The sequence below is a fragment of the Pedobacter sp. MR2016-24 genome, assembly GCF_026239655.1.
Taxonomy (GTDB): domain Bacteria; phylum Bacteroidota; class Bacteroidia; order Sphingobacteriales; family Sphingobacteriaceae; genus Pedobacter.
On record NZ_JAPIVO010000004.1, the window covers coordinates 486403 to 503973 of the forward strand.

The window sequence follows — 17571 nt, forward strand, 5'->3', positions numbered from 1 at the left end:
GTGAACATTTTCGTGTTCACCCCTTTTTGGCTTTATGCTGATGATCTTAGTCAAGGTTAATTTTCTGGATTCTCACGGCATTCAGAATAGCAATTAATGCGACGCCGACATCGGCAATTACTGCTTCCCATAAATTAGCAATACCACCTGCGCCAAGTACCAGTACAAGAATCTTCACAGCCATGGCTATAGTGATATTTTGCCAGACAATGTTTCTGGTGATCCTTCCTATTTTAATCGCAGTGGTTATCTTGGAAGGCTGGTCATTTTGAATAACGATATCAGCCGTTTCTATAGTGGCATCACTTCCCAGACCACCCATCGCCATACCGGCATCAGCCAGGGCGATGACAGGGGCATCATTCACACCATCACCCACAAAGGCGATACGGCTTCCTGCATCTTTGAAACCCTGTACTTTTTCCACTTTCCCTTCCGGAAGCAGGTCTCCAAAGGCTTTATCAATCCCCAGAAGCTGAGCAATTTTATCCACGACGATTTGTTTGTCGCCCGATAACATGACTGTCTGTATCTTCATGCTGTGCAGCTGCTCAATCGCCTGTTTCGCATCTTCTTTAATTTCATCCGCAATAGTGATGTAACCTGCATATTGGTTATCTATCGCAATCAGTACGACGGTATCTACCAGGCTATCCACCTCTCCAGGATAAGAAATACTATACTTTTTAAGGAGTTTACCATTTCCTGCAAGGACAGTGCTTCCGGCAACCGTTCCCTTTAGTCCGTGCCCGGAAACCTCTTCTACATTTTCAGCCCTTTCTAATCCTGCTGCATCTCCTGCATATTCCACCACTGCTTTGGCAATTGGGTGCGTAGAATCCTTTTCAAGGGCTGCGGCAATACGTATGAACTCGCTTTTATCCCGGTCAACTGTCACCACTTCCTGCACCTTAAATACACCCTTCGTCAGTGTACCTGTTTTATCCATAATGACCATGTTGATTTTCGTCATCACATCCAGGAAATTGGAACCCTTAAAAAGAATACCATTACGTGAGGCGAGGCCGATTCCACCGAAGTAACCCAGGGGAATGGATACGACCAGGGCACAAGGACAACTGATCACCAGAAACACCAGAGCCCTGTAAAACCACTGGTGGAAGTCGTACGGCTGAGTAAAAAAGTAAGGAACCAAACAGACCAGCAGTGCAAGCGCAAAAACAATAGGCGTATATACTTTAGCAAAACGACTAATGAAAAGTTGCGTTTGTGATTTTCTGGCCGTGGCATCCTGTACCATTTCCAGTATTTTGCTGAGCTTACTATCTTTGAAAAGCGATTTCACCTGCACTTCAGATACCTTATCCAGATTAATCATTCCCGCAAGAACTGTTTCGCCTTTTCTTTTCGTATCCGGTTTACTTTCACCAGTTAAAGCTGCTGTGTTGAACGTCGCAGTAGCTGAGTTCAATATTCCATCCAACGCCACTTTTTCTCCCGCTTTCACCTGTATCAGCTCATCAATTTGGACTTCACCGGGATTGATCACCGTAGTCTGGCCGTTTCTGATCACCGTAACCTCATCAGGCCTGATGTCCAGCAGAGCTTTGATACTCCTCTTCGCACGGTCTACAGCTGCATCCTGAAACCACTCTCCAATCGAGTAAAATACCATTACTGCTACCCCTTCACTGTAAGAGCCAATACTGAATGCACCTATTGTGGCTACACTCATTAAGAAGAACTCATTGAAGAAGTCAAAGTGTTTCGCCTTTTGCCAGGCCATGCCCAGCACATTGTAGCCTGCCAATAAAAAAGCAATGGTAAAGATGATCAGGTTGAAAGGAAATACCGGCTGATAGCTGAACCCGAATTCCAGGACCAGCATCACCATTAAGATAAGCAGGGCAGAAAGCAGCGGCCAATGACTCAGCCAGCTTTCGTTTCCTTCTCCTGAGTGGTCGTGATGTGAATGGTCATCGTCGGGTATTTCTTCTTTTGTTTTTTCTACAGCACCTTTAGTTTTATGGTTATTTTCGCAACACTCTCTGCTCATAATCGTATTTTATATTTTGTCTATTACAAAATGGAAGGCCTTGTTCATTCTCAGCGCAATCAGCGTTATAGTGGTAAATCTAACAAAAATTGAAGGAAACCTTGTCTGACTATGCAATTTGATTGAGTTTGATTATTGCGCATCTTTGCGTTAAATAACAATGATCAGACCAGTTTCTGTAGCAGAATTTAAAATGATTTAATGCAGACTATTCCTGTAAGACATATTAGCAATATGCTTCGAGAACCCGCCTTTTCGGGGACTTTTGATATGCTTGATATTAAACTTTATCTGGCCGGTCAGGATAGGGTACAGCTGCTGCACAGGCATGATTTCTTTTATGTACTATTCCTGGAAAGGGGTGATGGAATACATCATATAGATTTTGTAGATTATCCTGTGATAGATAATACCGTCTTCTTTTTAGGTCCCGGAAAGGTGCATGAATTAATGTTAAAAAAGCAATGTAGTGGTTACCTGCTTAAATTCAGTACTGATTTCTATGTTCCCCGGGAGCTGCCTTTAAAAATGGTTTTCAGGAAGGTAAGGAATAAGAGCTTTTATACGTTCAATGCTGATCAGGTGAAAGCGCTCTCTTCTATATTGAGTAATGTTTACCGGGAAAGCAAGCAGAAACACGAAATGCATAGTAATGTAATCATACCAGTATACATAAGCAGATGTAAGTCAATAGTAAGATAAAAGGGAGGATAAGGAAAATATTGCCAAATGTATTTAGGATGGAAAGCAGACTGTGAACAGTACGATTGTCAACTTAAATAAAATAATAAAAAAAGGGATTCTGGATAGTGAACTGGACTTTGAACGTGCTTCTATTATTGAACGTAAATTGAGGGTATTAGCCAAAGAACAACCTGATCTAAATGAGAAAAGACAGCAGATAAGAGCTATTCTAAAAGAATATGAAGAACGGGAATGGAGCCGAACTGAAAATATTACCGCTGCTAAAATTCAGGAGAATGATCTGGCGGAAATGATCGCTGAGCAGGAGCGTCTATTTCTACATAATCGGAAGCATTTGATCAGAAAGCGATTGCAGGAACTATCAATATCTCAGAAGGACTTGGGTAAAATTTTAGGGCATACGAGTGTCAGTTATATTTCTGAATTAGTTAATGGTATCAATCCATTCACTACGCATGATCTGATTATTATTCACCTGTTATTAAAAATTGATTTTAAGGATCTTATACCCACGATGCTGAAAGTAGAAGAAAGGTTGAAGCTCGCTCATGTGATTCAAGAACTCAGCAATCCTAAACTTAAGCTCAATGAGCAGAGTCTGGAACTAGTCGCATCTTAAGGCGTTATTTTAATGTATAATGATCAACCTCTCAGAATCTTTTCCATTGACTTACCTTTTGCCAGCTCATCGATCAGCTTATCTAAATAGCGAACCTGCTGAATGACTTTATCTTCGATTTCTTCTACACGATAACCGCAAATTACACCGGTAATTTTTGAAACATTTGGGTTGATCTGTGCCTCGGCAAAAAAGGTTTCAAAATTGGTTTTACTGTCAATGTGCTCTTGCAGTGATTGTTCATTATATCCTGTGAGCCAAAATATAATTTCATCTACTTCTGCTTTTGTGCGGCCTTTTTTCTCCGCTTTTTGGATGTAGTGCGGGTAAACACTTGCAAAAGACATTTTGTATACTCTGTTGCTATTATTCATCATTGATTCCTTAATTAACTTTATTCTTTATTTATAATCGCATCTACCTTAGTAAACAATGGATATTAAATTTAGAATAAAGAATTAAAAAAAATATAATTTTTAAAGGAATCATTCGATGCACCGAGAGAGCATACTACTGATGATGGCATAATAGGGATATTGCACAATGATCTTAGAATTCATCATCCTCGTTAAGTTCCGTGTTAACTGATAATATGCTAGCTTCAGTTTCCATATCATCCCCAAATTCATTAAACCACAAGTCAAAAGAATCCTCAAAATCGGTGTTATCTACTATGTATTGAAAATTGGATTGTAGAAATTCATCTTGATCAATGCCCTCCTTCAGTTGTACGTAATAAAACCAAAAGTCCGCCTTCTCGTCATATTTCTCTTCAATACGATCCAAAGACTCGTTAAACTTATCCTGGAAGCTGGTAATAAAGGTTTGTCTGTCTGAAATGTTCATCATATGGATCAAAGTTCGGTTTTATTTTTTAATCTTTAATTCGAAGCGCTTAGGTAGATTATGGAAATTGCTCTCCCGCGGCATCCTAATTCAAACAATCTGGTTATTAAAACTACTTTATGATGAGAAACATTCTATTATTCTTCGTCTTCTTCCTTTCCTTCCTTTCCGCAAGGTCACAAGCTCTTTCTCAAGAAAAACAATTTCTGACCTGGTTTTTTACTGCCGGCCAGAATAAAAACAAGAAAAATTTTTTGTACGTTCCTGAACAGACAAAATACACGACAGACAATTTGAGAAAGACAATCCTTAAAGATACCCTTAAAAGTACTTGGGGAACAGCAGACAAATTGGTGCTCACAAAAAAAGAAAAGGATTATGTCAAAAAAAGTATTGATAAAATGGAATCAGACATATCATTAAATGATATCTTCCCAAATGCTAAAATCATCGCCCAAGATACATTAGATATGTATTTTGAAAAATATAAACCTTTAGGTTGGGAGATGTTGTACAATAAAAATATCCATGGCTTTTATAGCTTAAACACGCCAATATTTTTGCGGAAAGGGACAGTATGTATTTTTCAATATGGTTATTATTGTGGCAGTCTATGTGGTAATGGAGAGATTGCTGTTTATGTAAAAGATAAAACAGGATGGAAGTACTTTTTTAACTTATCCAACTGGGTAAGTTGAAAATATACAAGCCGGCTGCCGTCGCCCGAAAAAAGATAGATTGTCTTGCCAAGGGCAATCTATCTTTTTTGCAATATCTATTTCAAGGTCACATCCAGATAAACCGAATGGCGACCGTATGTATCGTAAAATGGCTTGAAAACCACATCATCAATGGTGAATTGCAGCTGTTGCGGATCTCCTTTAATCGTCTTTCCTAAATCTTCGGCATCCAGCGTTACTTTACGCCAGTCTTTTCTGGCTTCAGGCTCCTGGGCAGCCAATAATATTGGTCCGTAAAACAGACTGGCAATGTTCTGCTGATCCATTACCGGATCCAGGTGAAATTGGAAAGGCATTTTCAATTCTACGATATCACCATCTTTCCATTTGCGGCTTATTTTCAGGTAGCTGCCTGGTGTAGCTTCCAGGTTTTGATCCTTGCCGTTGATCGTTACAAAAAATCCTTTGGTCGCCCAGCCCGGTACACGTACATTCAGATCAAATTTCCCACTTCCTTTAATAGTCAGTTTGGTATGATCTTCTTTCGGGAAATCTGTTGTCTGCTCCACCGTTATCTTGCGTTCTGTCCAATCCAGTTGGGAAGGGATATACAGATTCACGTAGAGCGACTGGTTGTCTTTGCTTTTAAAATAAATCGAATTCTGTAGTTTGGTACTGCTTTCCAGTGCTGTGCCATTGCAACAGGTAAAACCGGACATATCTCCGTTGCTGAATTGCTTGCTGGCTCCCGGTCTGAGTGGTACATGGTAAGTATTTGCCGGACTGTCTTCTGCAACAGAAGCCAGGATATGGTTATAAAGGCCACGCTCATAATAGTCCATTAACTCCGCACGCTGATCAAAAAGGAACAGGTCGCCGGTCAGTTTTAACATGTTGTAGGTTGCGCAGGTTTCATTCTGTCCCCCTTCGGAGAAACCATTCTGATACAAGGTAGAAGGCTGACTGGTAAAACATTCTGCATTCGCAGGATTACGTGCTCCTGCAACTCCACCAATACTATACATGTAATCATCCATCATTTTATGCCAGAAGTTATCGGCTATTTTGTAATATTCCGGCTTGTTTGAAACATTGTACATTTCGATACTGCCTACAATCTGCGGTATATGCTGATTGGCATGCAATCCACGAAAGTTATCTACATTTTTGGCCAGCCCATGTGAGTGTGCAGTATCACCAAAGAATACTTTGATATTGTCAAACAGTTGTGCAGTTTTTAGATATTTCTGATCGCCGGTAATTTTGTACAGACGGGCCATCGATTCATTCATTCCCCCAAACTCGCCAGCGATATATTTATTCCACATCATGATCAGCGTTTCCTGTGGCAACTGATTAAGACGGACAGCTACCCAGTCACTCATGTTAGTGGCTATTTCCAGGGCTTTTTTATTGCCGCTCACTTCATAGATATCAATTAAACCAGCCAGAATTTTATGTAAGGTATAATATGGAGCCCATATCTGGTCTTTTTGTCCACCATATTTTGCTCCATGTTCTAACATGATAAACTGATCAGGAGGGTAGGCACTGATAAATCCTTTTCCCCAGTTCCAGTAATCGTTACGAATACCCGCCTCGCTGAGGTCGGAATCATAAGCTGAGCGTCCCGGACCAAAAGGTACTGCTTTGGGATCGGCTACAAAGGCGGCACCCGCAGCTTTTGGTGTTCCGGATAATTTGGAAAGCGCATATAGTGTATTTACCATATACTCCATTTTTTTAGCGAAGTTGGCCTGAAGGGCTTTGTCATATCCTGTACCCGCATAAGCTTGTGCAATTGCAGACAGGTAATGGCCTGTGGCATGTCCTCTTAGTTTCGTGTCTTCGCTGTCCCATACCCCCAAAGGTTTTGCCCCCTGAGGTTGTTTCTGGCCAAATGCCTGACGAAACATATAGAGAAAGGAATTGGGATCGGTTTTAGCCAATGTATTGACGAATTTATCCCGATTTTCGATGAATTTGGTATTATGGCCCTCTGCATCTGCTTCAAGTTTAACCTGATCCAGATGGAAGGCTGACAGATTTGAAACGGGTGCGGCTGATTTGCTGGATGCCTTAATCGTGACAACCGCTTTTGGTTTAAAATCAGTTCCGGGAACACGTCCGGTAATGGTATAGGTTCCGGCTTTGAGCACAGCAGTATTATCGGTGTCAGACGGCCAGATTACGCGTACTGCGGGCCCATTTACATTATTCTTATAAGTACCCTTCACATGACCTGGCAGCCGTGGCAAAGTTCCTGTTTCAGTTTCAACAGCTACATCGCTTACCTGAACTAAATAACTCGTATAAAGCTGTGGCTGATTAGCAGGGAAGTGCTGCAGGTCATCTTCTGGTTTACCCACATTTACTGCAGTTGTTTGTCCGCCGCTTAGCGAATTTTTGTAAATTCCGGCAATCTGTCTCCTGTTCAGCGGAACACGATAAATGCGGAAATCATGTAGCAGTGCATTGAGATTAGGATCTCCCTGCACTAAAGATTTTCCAATATACAGGAGGTTTTTATCTGCGGACGACTGACCGAATACCGCTGATAATTCTGATGGTATATCTTTGGCTTCACCTGCTGGCTTGCCATCCACATAAGTAACCATAGTTTTCGAAGGAATATCTATCACGATGACCAGATGAACCCATTTATTTAAGGCAATCGCAGGGGAAACTGCTCCTTTTTTATCTTCTTTTCCCGCAGTGATCAATGCCTGAAAACCTTTTTGATTATTGGTACCTACAGGTGCAGCAAAAAAGTGTTTACCGGCATCTTTCCCGAAGTCGAAAAGATGTTGTCCGGCTGCTGCCGAACGCAGGAAAATCCATCCCGAGATACTGAGTGATTCCAGGTCTGTTAAAGCAGTTCCCGGAAGTGTAAGGAATGAATTGCTGTTACCTGAAAGAGATAAAACCTTTCCGAAACGCTCATCTTTAACAAATTTGACTGCGGAACTTTGGAATTTGGCATGCAGATTATTGCGTGACCAATCTTTCCCATCTCCATCAAACACATAGCGTGCAATCATTCCTGTTTCTCCGATTCCGTCCAGTATCTGGTCGCCATTTTGAGCCTGAGCAGTGTTAATACTCTGAGTCAGAACCGTAACAAACAAAATAACACGCAAGAATACTTTGTACATTTTCATATTTAAATCATTCATTCGACTATATTTTTCTTTTTACCTGAGCAATGTTTACTGTTTTCAAGCCGGCCGTGCCTGTTAGCACCAATGAAACTTGCAGAAGCTAAAACTAGTCAGAATCCTGATGTTACTGTAGGTCAATTTTAGCTAATAATCACATGATATTAACTGGTAACCAAATCGTAATTCATATAATCTTCGGTATTTATACAAATGCACTGTATATTACAATATGATTTTTCCTCTTGAAATGAAAAGAATGTTGGTAAAAATATGCATTAGCATAATGATAACTATACTGACAACTGTTGCCTCCGTTGCGCAGCAAGCTAACCCTGTGATTAAGTTTACTGTTGCGCAGGACGGCTCCGGAGATTATAAAACCATACAAGAAGCGGTAAACGCAGTAAGGGACCATATGCAGTTCCGCGTCACCATTGATGTAAAAGCAGGTACTTACCATGAAAAGCTGTATATCTCACCGGCTAAAAAGAACATCGCAATTATAGGTGCGGGTAAGGAAAATACGATCATCACTAACGCCGATTATTCAGGCAAATCTTATCCCGAAAAGGACTGGACGGGAAGTTCGAAATTCAGCACTTATACCTCCTTCACGGTTTTGGTGAGGGGGAATGACTGTGTGCTGGAAAACCTGACGATAGAGAATACTTCAGGAAGGGTAGGGCAGGCCGTTGCACTGCATGTAGAGGCTGATCGTTTTGCGGCACGCAATTGTGCAATTCTTGGAAATCAGGATACCCTGTATACGTCTAAAGATGGAAGGAATTACTTTGAGTCCTGTTTCATCGCGGGAACTACAGACTTTATATTCGGGGAAGCTACTGCTGTATTTAAGCAATGCATTATTCAGAGTTTGAGTGATTCTTATATTACTGCCGCATCCACAACTAAAGAGCAGGAGTTTGGTTATGTGTTTTTTGATTGCGAATTAAGAGCAGGATCTGGGGCAGGAAAAGTTTATCTGGGGAGACCCTGGCGGCCTTATGCAAAGACAGTTTTTATCAGAACGCTTATGGGGGCACATGTTCTTCCTGAAGGATGGAATGCATGGCCTGGTGACCCTATGTTCGCTGATAAGGATAAAACTGCATTTTATGCTGAATTTGAAAGTTCAGGTCCGGGAAGCGCTACCACAAAAAGGGTGGCATGGTCTAAACAGCTGAGTAAAAAAGAAGCTAAAAAATATACGATGAAAAATATCTTTAAATCATGGGTGCCAATTTTTATTGATTAACGTACATTGCAGGGAGACGACGGAAGCATAATTAAGCCTCTGCAACCATATGATAGAATTCCTAAAACAGCCCTGGCCATGGTATATTTCTGGTTTGGCAATCACAGCGATTATGCTGATCCTGGTTTACTTCGGTAAGTCATTTGGTTTCTCTTCCAACCTGCGTACCATATGTGCAATGGCAGGGGCAGGGAAGCGTGTCAGCTTTTTTAATTTTGACTGGAAAAGCCAGCGCTGGAACCTGATGTTTCTGGTAGGCGCCATTATCGGCGGATTTATCTCCTCTCACTGGCTTCAATCTGATGTGCCATTGGCTTTATCGAAATCAACAATACTGGATCTGCAAAAAATGAATATTCATTTTGACGGTCATATTGTACCGGATCAACTGTTCAACTGGCATTTTTTGACGACTGCTAAAGGGCTGTTTATTTTTCTTGGCGGCGGTTTTCTGATCGGTTTTGGTACGCGCTACGCAGGCGGTTGCACTTCAGGACATGCAATCAGTGGTTTATCTAATTTACAGCTTCCATCGCTTATTGCAGTGGTCGGTTTTTTTATTGGCGGTCTGATCACTACCCATCTTATTTTTCCATTACTATTTTAATCCGTGTGCTATGAAATTTATAAAGTATATCATTACTGGCATCCTTTTCGGAATTATCATGAGTAAATCCGAAGCTATTTCCTGGTACCGGATACAGGAAATGTTTCGTTTTCAGTCTTTCCACATGTTTGGTATTATTGGTACAGCTGTACTTTCCGGCATATTTTTCACCTGGTTAATCAAAGTGTTAAAAGGGAAAGATTTGCATGGTGAGGAGATCCGGTTTCCAGCTAAAGACAGGTTCTGGAAAAGATATTTATTTGGGGGAGTAATTTTCGGATTGGGCTGGGCACTCACAGGCGCTTGTCCGGGACCTATATTTGTACTGTTAGGGCAGGGTTATGCGGTGATGCTAGTGGTGATTATCAGTTCGCTGTTGGGTACTTATACTTACGGGGTTTTCAAATCAAAACTGCCGCATTGAAATAATATCAGGTTTGTTCTTCTTGTTATACTGCCGTTATTGAGGAGTAGGCTGGTCTGATATTATATAGGACTGCGCTTCAATTGCTTCCTGACCATTTTGGCTCTCGCAAAAAAGGCGATACTTTCAACTGTAATGAGATGATCAATCGTATAAGGTAGTTCTTCCTTAATCCACTCATAACGCGGAGCAAGATTGGCCAGTGCCTGCATGCAGTGTACTTTGGTAGCTACCAGCGTTTGCGGATCAATGAGATGGGTGAACAGTAATTCAATCAGCGGTGCGAAGTCAATTTGTTTTACCAATTGCTGATAACAGCTGTCTGCTTTCCTATCAGTTATCATAGCAACCATTTTACTGAAATGACGCATGGCTGATGGATTATATTGTTCAGGCAGGAAATCCAGAAAACGTGTCAGGTAAGCACTGAACAGGACTGCTTGATTTGTTAGCAGGTACTCCAGCATCCAGGCCGCACGAAAAGCAATTTCCTTCTGCCTATGCAGGCTGAGTTCCAGCAGATCATTGATATCAATATTATTTTTTTCAATGATAACGACGGACTGCAATACACGGTTTGCGGAAAGTCCTGCTAATGCAACGGTCAGTTCTTCCTTGTTCATATTTTAAAGCTATTTAAAATATTTTTTGATATTAAATATTACTGTGTATTTTAATACATAAATGCAGATCCTTTTCAGACTGGTTGCTGGTAGATTTGTTGAATCGTCAGTGCTATAATATTTAATAATTTTTTTTCATAAAGTCTTATTTTGTTGATAAATCATTCATCTCAAGTAAATTAGGAAGAATTATATTAATCGTGTTATTTGAAATTGAAAATTTACTTTTTTGGTTCGTTTTATTTTTAATTTATTCGCCTGCTATTATACACGGAATCCCTCAGCGCTGCTCTCCGGACTTTATCTTGTAACGGGGGATAAGAGATGTGATATTTTTAATAACAGTTGATTATAGAGCAACCGTTTAAATTCGCATACATTTGAGTTAGTGGCAAGGCAAATTGCGTAGAGACACATTGGAAATACAAAACGTAATAAATGATTGAAATTGGACTTATATTAATTTCCTTGCTGATAGGGATTGTTTTTCTTGTCTATTGGATTCCAAAGATATTGGGCTATCCAAAAATGGGCAAATACTCTGCTGTAATTGTGACACTTATAATTATCATCATCACTTGCTTCACAATCTTTGAGGACGATTTATTCTCAAAAAATGATGCACAAAGCTTGTTGGCTGAACAGAGTATTCAAATTGAAGATGATTTTAGTATAGAAAAAAACGAATCAATGTATTCTCCCGGGGATTATTATCACACTTTTACGCTGAACATAACATCAAAAGACAGACAAAGAATTATAGGTGAAATAAAAAGTTCATCAAATTTTAACAAAGAAAAAGTAGTTGAATATTATTCTGAAAATCGAATTGATTATTATACAGGATCAAAAAGAATAAAAAATTATGAAACAAAGGATCAATATATTCGGGAACTTTTCGAACCGCGAGGGAATGGGTATGCACCAATCTGGAGAAAGATAAGAATTGAAAAGAAAGACAATAAATTAATATTCGAAGATATTGATGAGTAGAGTGACTGACAATAGTTACAAAAAATAGCTGGAATTTCTTTACGCCGATCAGATTTTCAAATACTATATTGATGACCAGCAGGCGTGTACATTTAAGTGAGCGTCATAACTAATATTATGACTACTATAATTGATAATTTAAAGTTTTTGATAGACAGAGTTTTAGTGCGTTTGTAGGTTTATTGCACTAGGAATATCTGAGCAATCCCTAGAGTTGGGAAAATAGAACTCTGCTAAGTCAATATACAGTCGACATACAAGGTTACTATGATAACACAAAGCAAAGTATAAATGCTGGCCAATCTGATTGGTCAACATTCGCAGACATATTTAAGGGCGCTAAGATTTATGAGTAAATGAAAATCAATATAAAGAACGGCGATTTGATAATGGTAAAAGCAAAAATCACTATGAAATCGACAGAAGACGGTGGAAGGCATTTTAGTTTTAAATCAGGTTATAGGCCTAATCATGTGTTTGAGCTACCAGAAAATCTCTAGGACTTAAAAACATACAACGGCGACATCCTTTTCGACGACCAGGAATTATTTGAACCAGGTACTGCAAAAGTCGTAACAGTTAGATTTTTGAATATTTTAGATATACAAAGATATATCAGCATTGGAAGAAAGTGGTATATCAATGAAGCAGTCAGGACTTTAGGATTTGGTGAAATAATGTCGGTATAAAACTGTTGGTAATTTTGCTAAATTGTTTGGAAATGATTGCGACACAGTTCATTTTACACTCCTCTTCGAATCTCTGGCCAGATCTCCCATTACAAAATAGAGCAATGCACCAATTAAAATAAAGATAAGCAGATAATACCAATGACGTCTATCGGTTATGTGCATACCGGATGTTAAAATTACTGGTATCTGTGCTTACTGTTAAAATAGTAATGAATGTTTATAATCGTAGCATATACAAAAAATTAGTCGAGCATCTTGACAAGAAGCAGATAACTGTTTATCAATTAAAATCAGGAGAGATTGGTTTTATTCTTGACAAAAAAATTAGTTATGAAGTAAAAGAAACAGCAACTGAAAGTGATCTAAGGAACTTAACTGACATATCGAAAAATCTTGATATTGAAGATTGCCATGTCATAGGTAGGCACCCGGTAAAATTATTTGATCTTTTATTTGGTGTGGATTCATCCATTAAGATGATCTTAATAAAAAGGTTAGTTCATAAAAAAAGAGATCATTCGATCTCTTTTTTTATTTAATGTCGGGGTGGCAGGATTCGAACCTACGACCTCCTGCTCCCAAAGCAGGCGCGATACCGGGCTACGCTACACCCCGAAAAAATTGGTATCACCTTTTTATTAGTATATAAAACAAGATCCCCTGTTTTGCTATGCGACAAAGGTAAATAAATAGATGAGATATTTATAGGGTAAAATGGTTTAAGTCTGAAAAATCACATAAGACCTTGCTTTTCAAGCAGAATAATTTCAAATAATATTTAACAGGCTGTATACGGAACCTGAAAAGCCAATTTCTAATCCTATTGGTTGCAGGAGAGCTGTCGCTTACCGAAATGACAATAAACCCTTCCAAAATGGAAGGGTTTATCTTTCCAAAATTTCCTTCAACTCATATTACAAATCATAAATGATTGATTTATAGCGATTAGTGAGTGTGTCCTTTTCTTTGGTACCAACATTGGCAATGGGCATGTAAACAAACATAAAAATGATCACTGCAATTCTATTCATCGTCCTCTTAGCCCTTTGCTGGGTAGTTTACAAATCTATCGACTGGTTCGAAAAAATCTAACAATTATGACTGCACTATTTATTATCGCTATCGCCGTATTCATCTACATGATTTATGTGCTGATTAAACCCGAAAAATTTTAATTAAACGCTATGAACACTGAATTATTAGGAATTATTGCCACCTACCTGCTCACGCTGGCAATAGCTATTCCCCTGGGTAAGTACCTGGCAAAGGTATTTGCCGGAGAGAAAGTCTGGACTGACTTCTTAAAACCTGTTGAGAAAGGTATTTTCAAATTATCTGGTATCAATACGAACGAACAAATGAACTGGAAGCAGGCCATGAAAGCGATGCTTACCATTAACCTGGTCTGGTTGGTTTACGGTTTCTTTGTTTTACTCAACCAGGATAAACTGCCGCTTAATCCTGATGGTAACCCGGGAATGACACCGGATCTTGCTTTTAATACCATCATCAGTTTTGTGGTGAACTGTAATTTACAGCATTACTCTGGGGAAAGTGGTGTTTCTTATCTCACACAGCATGTGGTTTTAATGTTCCTCCAATTTGTGAGTGCGGCCACAGGTCTCGCTGCCGCAGTGGTATTCTTTAAAGCGTTCAGGGATAAAACCACAGCTACCTTAGGTAACTTCTGGGAATATTTTGTGAAATCAATTACACGCTTATTACTACCGTTAGCGCTGATAATGGCTATCATACTGGCATTCTCAGGAACGCCATCAAGTTATGAAGGTAAGGATCAGTTCATATCCTTACAGGGCGATACGGTAAATGTATCAAGAGGCCCGGCAGCGGGATTCATTGCTATTAAACACCTGGGGACCAATGGCGGTGGCTGGTTTGGTGCGAACTCGGCACATCCATTGGAAAACCCTTCTTACTTCACCAATATGGTGGAGCTGATTGCTCAGGTCATACTGCCTATCGCAATGGTAATCGCTTTCGGTTACTTCATTAGAAAACGGAAACTGGCCTGGATGATCTTCGGCGTGATGACCATAGGGATGTTTTTATTACTGATCCCAACAGTAAGCAGCGAACTGGGAGGAAATCCTGCCATTGCTAAAATGGGCATTTCACAGTTGAGTGGTGCAATGGAGGGTAAAGAGGTGAGGTTCGGGCCTGCCATATCGGGCTACTGGAGTACGGTAACGACCATCATTTCTACAGGTTCTGTAAATAGCATGCACGACAGTACAATGCCTTTAACCGGCTTATGGCAATTGCTGGGTATGATGATCAACGCTTTTTATGGCGGCTGCGGAGTAGGAGTGCTGAATTATTTTATCTATCTGATTATTGCGGTATTCATTTCAGGTTTAATGGTAGGCCGAACACCAGAATTTTTGGGTCATAAGGTCGAAGCAAGGGAGATTAAAATCGCAGCGATCATCACATTGCTGAGTCCATTCTTAATTCTTGCGGGCACGGCTTTATCGAGTTATGTATTTATGGCACATGGCGATGCAGCCTGGGCAGTACAGCCAAAAAACTGGTTGAATAACCCTGGTTTCCATGGTTTCTCGGAAATGTTATATGAAATCACCTCTTCTAATGCGAACAATGGTTCTGGTTTTGAAGGGCTGGGTGATAACAATGTTTTCTGGAACGTGACTTCCGGTTTCATTCTATTCCTGGGCAGGTTCTTACCGATCATCGGTCCGGTAGCCATTGCTGGTTTATTGGGTGCTAAAAAATATATTCCTGAATCTGCTGGTACATTAAAGACAGATACAATGACTTTTAGTCTGATGACCTTCGCCGTCATTCTGGTGCTGAATGCACTTTCTTATTTCCCTGCACTGGCTTTAGGTCCATTGGCAGAATACTTTACGCTGATTAAATAGAAATCATGAACTCTTCTAATAAATTATTTGAACCCGCATTAGTGCAAACGGCATTAAAGCAATCTTTTATCAAACTTGATCCAAGGGTAATGGTGCGTAACCCTGTGATGTTTACTGTAGAGGTAGGCACAGTGGTGATGGCTTATGTAACCGTATATTCTATCAACCATACAGGTCAGGGTTCGCCGATATATAACTTTTTTATCTTTTTGATACTCTTTTTAACGGTGCTCTTCGCGAATTTTGCGGAAGCAATTGCCGAGGCGAGGGGAAAGGCACAGGCAGATAGTCTGAGAAAAACCCGGGAAGAAACACCTGCAAGAGTGGTGCTGAGTAATGGAAGCCTGGAAACACGTTCTTCAAGCCAGCTTAAAAAAGGAGATGTGTTTTTCTGCGAAGCAGGAGATACCATTCCTACGGATGGGGAGATTATAGAAGGTATTGCAACTATTGATGAGTCGGCCATTACGGGTGAGTCTGCGCCGGTAATTCGTGAGTCGGGTGGCGATAAATCTTCGGTCACTGGTGGTACCAAGGTTTTGTCAGACCAGATTAAGGTAATGGTCAGCACAGAACCTGGTGAAAGTTTTCTGGATAAAATGATTGCACTGGTAGAAGGTGCTTCACGCCAGAAGACACCGAATGAGATTGCTTTAACTATCCTGCTGGCCAGTTTCACATTAGTGTTTATCATCGTTTGTGTGACTTTGAAACCATTTGCTGATTATGCGAATACGCCTATTACAATCGCAGCTTTAATCTCTTTGTTTGTGTGTTTGATCCCTACTACCATTGGCGGTTTGCTTTCCGCTATTGGTATTGCAGGGATGGACAGGGCTTTACGGGCAAACGTAATCACCAAATCAGGTAAAGCGGTAGAAACTGCTGGTGATATTGATGTATTGTTACTGGATAAAACCGGTACCATTACTATTGGTAACCGTAAGGCTACTAATTTTTATCCGACGGCAAATGCAAATCTTAAGGAATTCACTGATGCCTGTGTATTAAGTTCACTAGCGGATGAAACGCCGGAAGGCAAGTCTATCGTGGAGTTGGCTACCTTGCAGGATAGCCGCACATTACCGGTTATCCCTGAAGGTGCTGAGTTTATCAAATTCACGGCAGAGACAAGGTCGAGTGGCCTGGATACGCCAGATGGCAGAAGAATCCGTAAAGGGGCATTTGATTCTATGCGTAACATCGTGACCAAAGCGGGGAATGTATTTCCATCGGATATTGAAGAAGAAGTCAAAAGGATTGCGTCTAATGGTGGAACTCCGCTGGTAGTAACTGTTAATGAAAATGCTTTAGGGGTGATTGAATTGCAGGATATCATTAAACCGGGTATTAGTGAACGTTTTGACAGACTCCGTAAAATGGGGGTGAAAACAGTGATGGTAACGGGCGATAATCCGCTGACTGCTAAGTTTATTGCAGAGAAAGCAGGTGTGGATGACTTTATTGCTGAAGCCAAACCTGAGGATAAAATGAACTACATCAAAGACGAACAGGCGTTAGGTAAGCTGGTGGCGATGATGGGCGATGGTACAAACGATGCCCCTGCATTGGCCCAGGCAGATGTTGGTGTAGCGATGAACAGTGGTACACAGGCAGCGAAAGAAGCTGGTAATATGGTGGATCTGGACAATGACCCGACCAAGCTGATCGAGATTGTGGAAATTGGTAAACAGTTGCTGATTACCCGCGGAACACTGACTACCTTCTCTATTGCGAATGATGTGGCCAAGTATTTTGCGATTGTACCAGCCTTGTTTATTGCGTCAATTCCTGCATTGCAAAGCCTGAATATCATGGGATTGCATAGTCCGGAAAGCGCAATTATGTCGGCCGTAATATTCAACGCCATCATTATTCCTATTCTGATCCCGCTTGCCTTGAAAGGGGTAGCTTACAAACCAATCGGTGCGAGTGCTTTATTGCGGAGAAACCTGCTGATTTATGGATTGGGAGGGGTTATCGCACCATTTATTGGTATCAAGTTAATTGATTTATTAGTGGGTTTATTCGTATAAAATTTAATAC

General features: G+C 40.4%; 16 protein-coding genes and 1 tRNA gene. 11 read left to right on the top strand and 6 right to left on the bottom strand.

What is annotated here, in order from left to right; translation table 11 throughout:
- Positions 1–46 precede the first annotated feature (46 nt).
- Complete coding sequence (locus tag OQX62_RS13100; protein ID WP_265831986.1) at positions 47–2017, bottom strand: heavy metal translocating P-type ATPase; 1971 nt, start codon at positions 2015–2017, stop codon at positions 47–49.
- 201 nt (positions 2018–2218) lie between these two features.
- Here OQX62_RS13100 and OQX62_RS13105 point away from each other — a divergent pair, with 201 nt between their 5' ends.
- Positions 2219–2719, top strand: coding sequence for a hypothetical protein (locus OQX62_RS13105; protein ID WP_265831987.1), 501 nt, complete (start codon positions 2219–2221; stop codon positions 2717–2719).
- 52 nt (positions 2720–2771) lie between these two features.
- Positions 2772–3341 carry a helix-turn-helix domain-containing protein gene (locus OQX62_RS13110; protein ID WP_265831988.1) on the top strand — a complete coding sequence of 190 codons (570 nt, stop codon included), beginning with the start codon at positions 2772–2774 and terminating at the stop codon, positions 3339–3341.
- 23 nt (positions 3342–3364) lie between these two features.
- On the opposite strand, the gene OQX62_RS13115 is transcribed toward OQX62_RS13110, so the two are convergent.
- Positions 3365–3715, bottom strand: a complete 351-nt coding sequence (locus tag OQX62_RS13115) for a DUF2200 domain-containing protein (protein WP_265832176.1) — start codon at positions 3713–3715, stop codon at positions 3365–3367.
- A gap of 175 nt (positions 3716–3890) precedes the next feature.
- Positions 3891–4190 (bottom strand): hypothetical protein, encoded by a 300-nt coding sequence (locus tag OQX62_RS13120; RefSeq protein WP_265831989.1) that lies wholly within the window; start codon positions 4188–4190, stop codon positions 3891–3893.
- A 116-nt stretch (positions 4191–4306) separates the two neighbouring features.
- Between OQX62_RS13120 and OQX62_RS13125 the strand changes: the two genes are divergently transcribed.
- Positions 4307–4885 (top strand): hypothetical protein, encoded by a 579-nt coding sequence (locus tag OQX62_RS13125; RefSeq protein ID WP_265831990.1) that lies wholly within the window; start codon positions 4307–4309, stop codon positions 4883–4885.
- 77 nt (positions 4886–4962) lie between these two features.
- On the opposite strand, the gene OQX62_RS13130 is transcribed toward OQX62_RS13125, so the two are convergent.
- Entirely contained in the window at positions 4963–8043 is a 3081-nt protein-coding gene (locus OQX62_RS13130) for a beta-L-arabinofuranosidase domain-containing protein (protein WP_265831991.1), read from the bottom strand.
- 268 nt (positions 8044–8311) lie between these two features.
- Between OQX62_RS13130 and OQX62_RS13135 the strand changes: the two genes are divergently transcribed.
- The 3 genes from OQX62_RS13135 to OQX62_RS13145 are packed head-to-tail and all read left to right on the top strand — an operon-like array spanning position 8312 to position 10314.
- Positions 8312–9283: a pectinesterase family protein gene (locus OQX62_RS13135; RefSeq protein WP_265831992.1), complete on the top strand. Its 972-nt coding sequence runs from the start codon at positions 8312–8314 to the stop codon at positions 9281–9283.
- Positions 9284–9332: 49 nt separating this feature from the next.
- On the top strand, positions 9333–9890 hold the full coding sequence (locus OQX62_RS13140) for a YeeE/YedE family protein (protein WP_265831993.1): 558 nt from the start codon (positions 9333–9335) through the stop codon (positions 9888–9890).
- A 10-nt stretch (positions 9891–9900) separates the two neighbouring features.
- A complete protein-coding gene (locus OQX62_RS13145) occupies positions 9901–10314 on the top strand; it encodes a DUF6691 family protein (RefSeq protein WP_265831994.1) in 414 nt (137 codons plus the stop codon).
- A 62-nt stretch (positions 10315–10376) separates the two neighbouring features.
- On the opposite strand, the gene OQX62_RS13150 is transcribed toward OQX62_RS13145, so the two are convergent.
- Positions 10377–10937, bottom strand: a complete 561-nt coding sequence (locus OQX62_RS13150) for a hypothetical protein (RefSeq protein WP_265831995.1) — start codon at positions 10935–10937, stop codon at positions 10377–10379.
- A 438-nt stretch (positions 10938–11375) separates the two neighbouring features.
- On the opposite strand from OQX62_RS13150, the gene OQX62_RS13155 reads away from it, so the two are divergent.
- Positions 11376–11930 (top strand): hypothetical protein, encoded by a 555-nt coding sequence (locus OQX62_RS13155; protein ID WP_265831996.1) that lies wholly within the window; start codon positions 11376–11378, stop codon positions 11928–11930.
- An 859-nt stretch (positions 11931–12789) separates the two neighbouring features.
- Positions 12790–13161 (top strand): hypothetical protein, encoded by a 372-nt coding sequence (locus OQX62_RS13160; protein WP_265831997.1) that lies wholly within the window; start codon positions 12790–12792, stop codon positions 13159–13161.
- A 2-nt stretch (positions 13162–13163) separates the two neighbouring features.
- On the opposite strand, the gene OQX62_RS13165 is transcribed toward OQX62_RS13160, so the two are convergent.
- Positions 13164–13237, bottom strand: a tRNA-Pro gene (locus OQX62_RS13165).
- A gap of 482 nt (positions 13238–13719) precedes the next feature.
- On the opposite strand from OQX62_RS13165, the gene OQX62_RS13170 reads away from it, so the two are divergent.
- Genes OQX62_RS13170 through kdpB form a run of 3 tightly spaced genes read left to right on the top strand, consistent with a single transcriptional unit; the run spans position 13720 to position 17561 of the window.
- Positions 13720–13797 carry a potassium-transporting ATPase subunit F gene (locus tag OQX62_RS13170; protein ID WP_084498241.1) on the top strand — a complete coding sequence of 26 codons (78 nt, stop codon included), beginning with the start codon at positions 13720–13722 and terminating at the stop codon, positions 13795–13797.
- Positions 13798–13806: 9 nt separating this feature from the next.
- Positions 13807–15525, top strand: coding sequence for a potassium-transporting ATPase subunit KdpA (gene kdpA, locus OQX62_RS13175; RefSeq protein ID WP_265831998.1), 1719 nt, complete (start codon positions 13807–13809; stop codon positions 15523–15525).
- 5 nt (positions 15526–15530) lie between these two features.
- On the top strand, positions 15531–17561 hold the full coding sequence (kdpB, locus tag OQX62_RS13180) for a potassium-transporting ATPase subunit KdpB (RefSeq protein ID WP_265831999.1): 2031 nt from the start codon (positions 15531–15533) through the stop codon (positions 17559–17561).
- Positions 17562–17571: the final 10 nt, after the last annotated feature.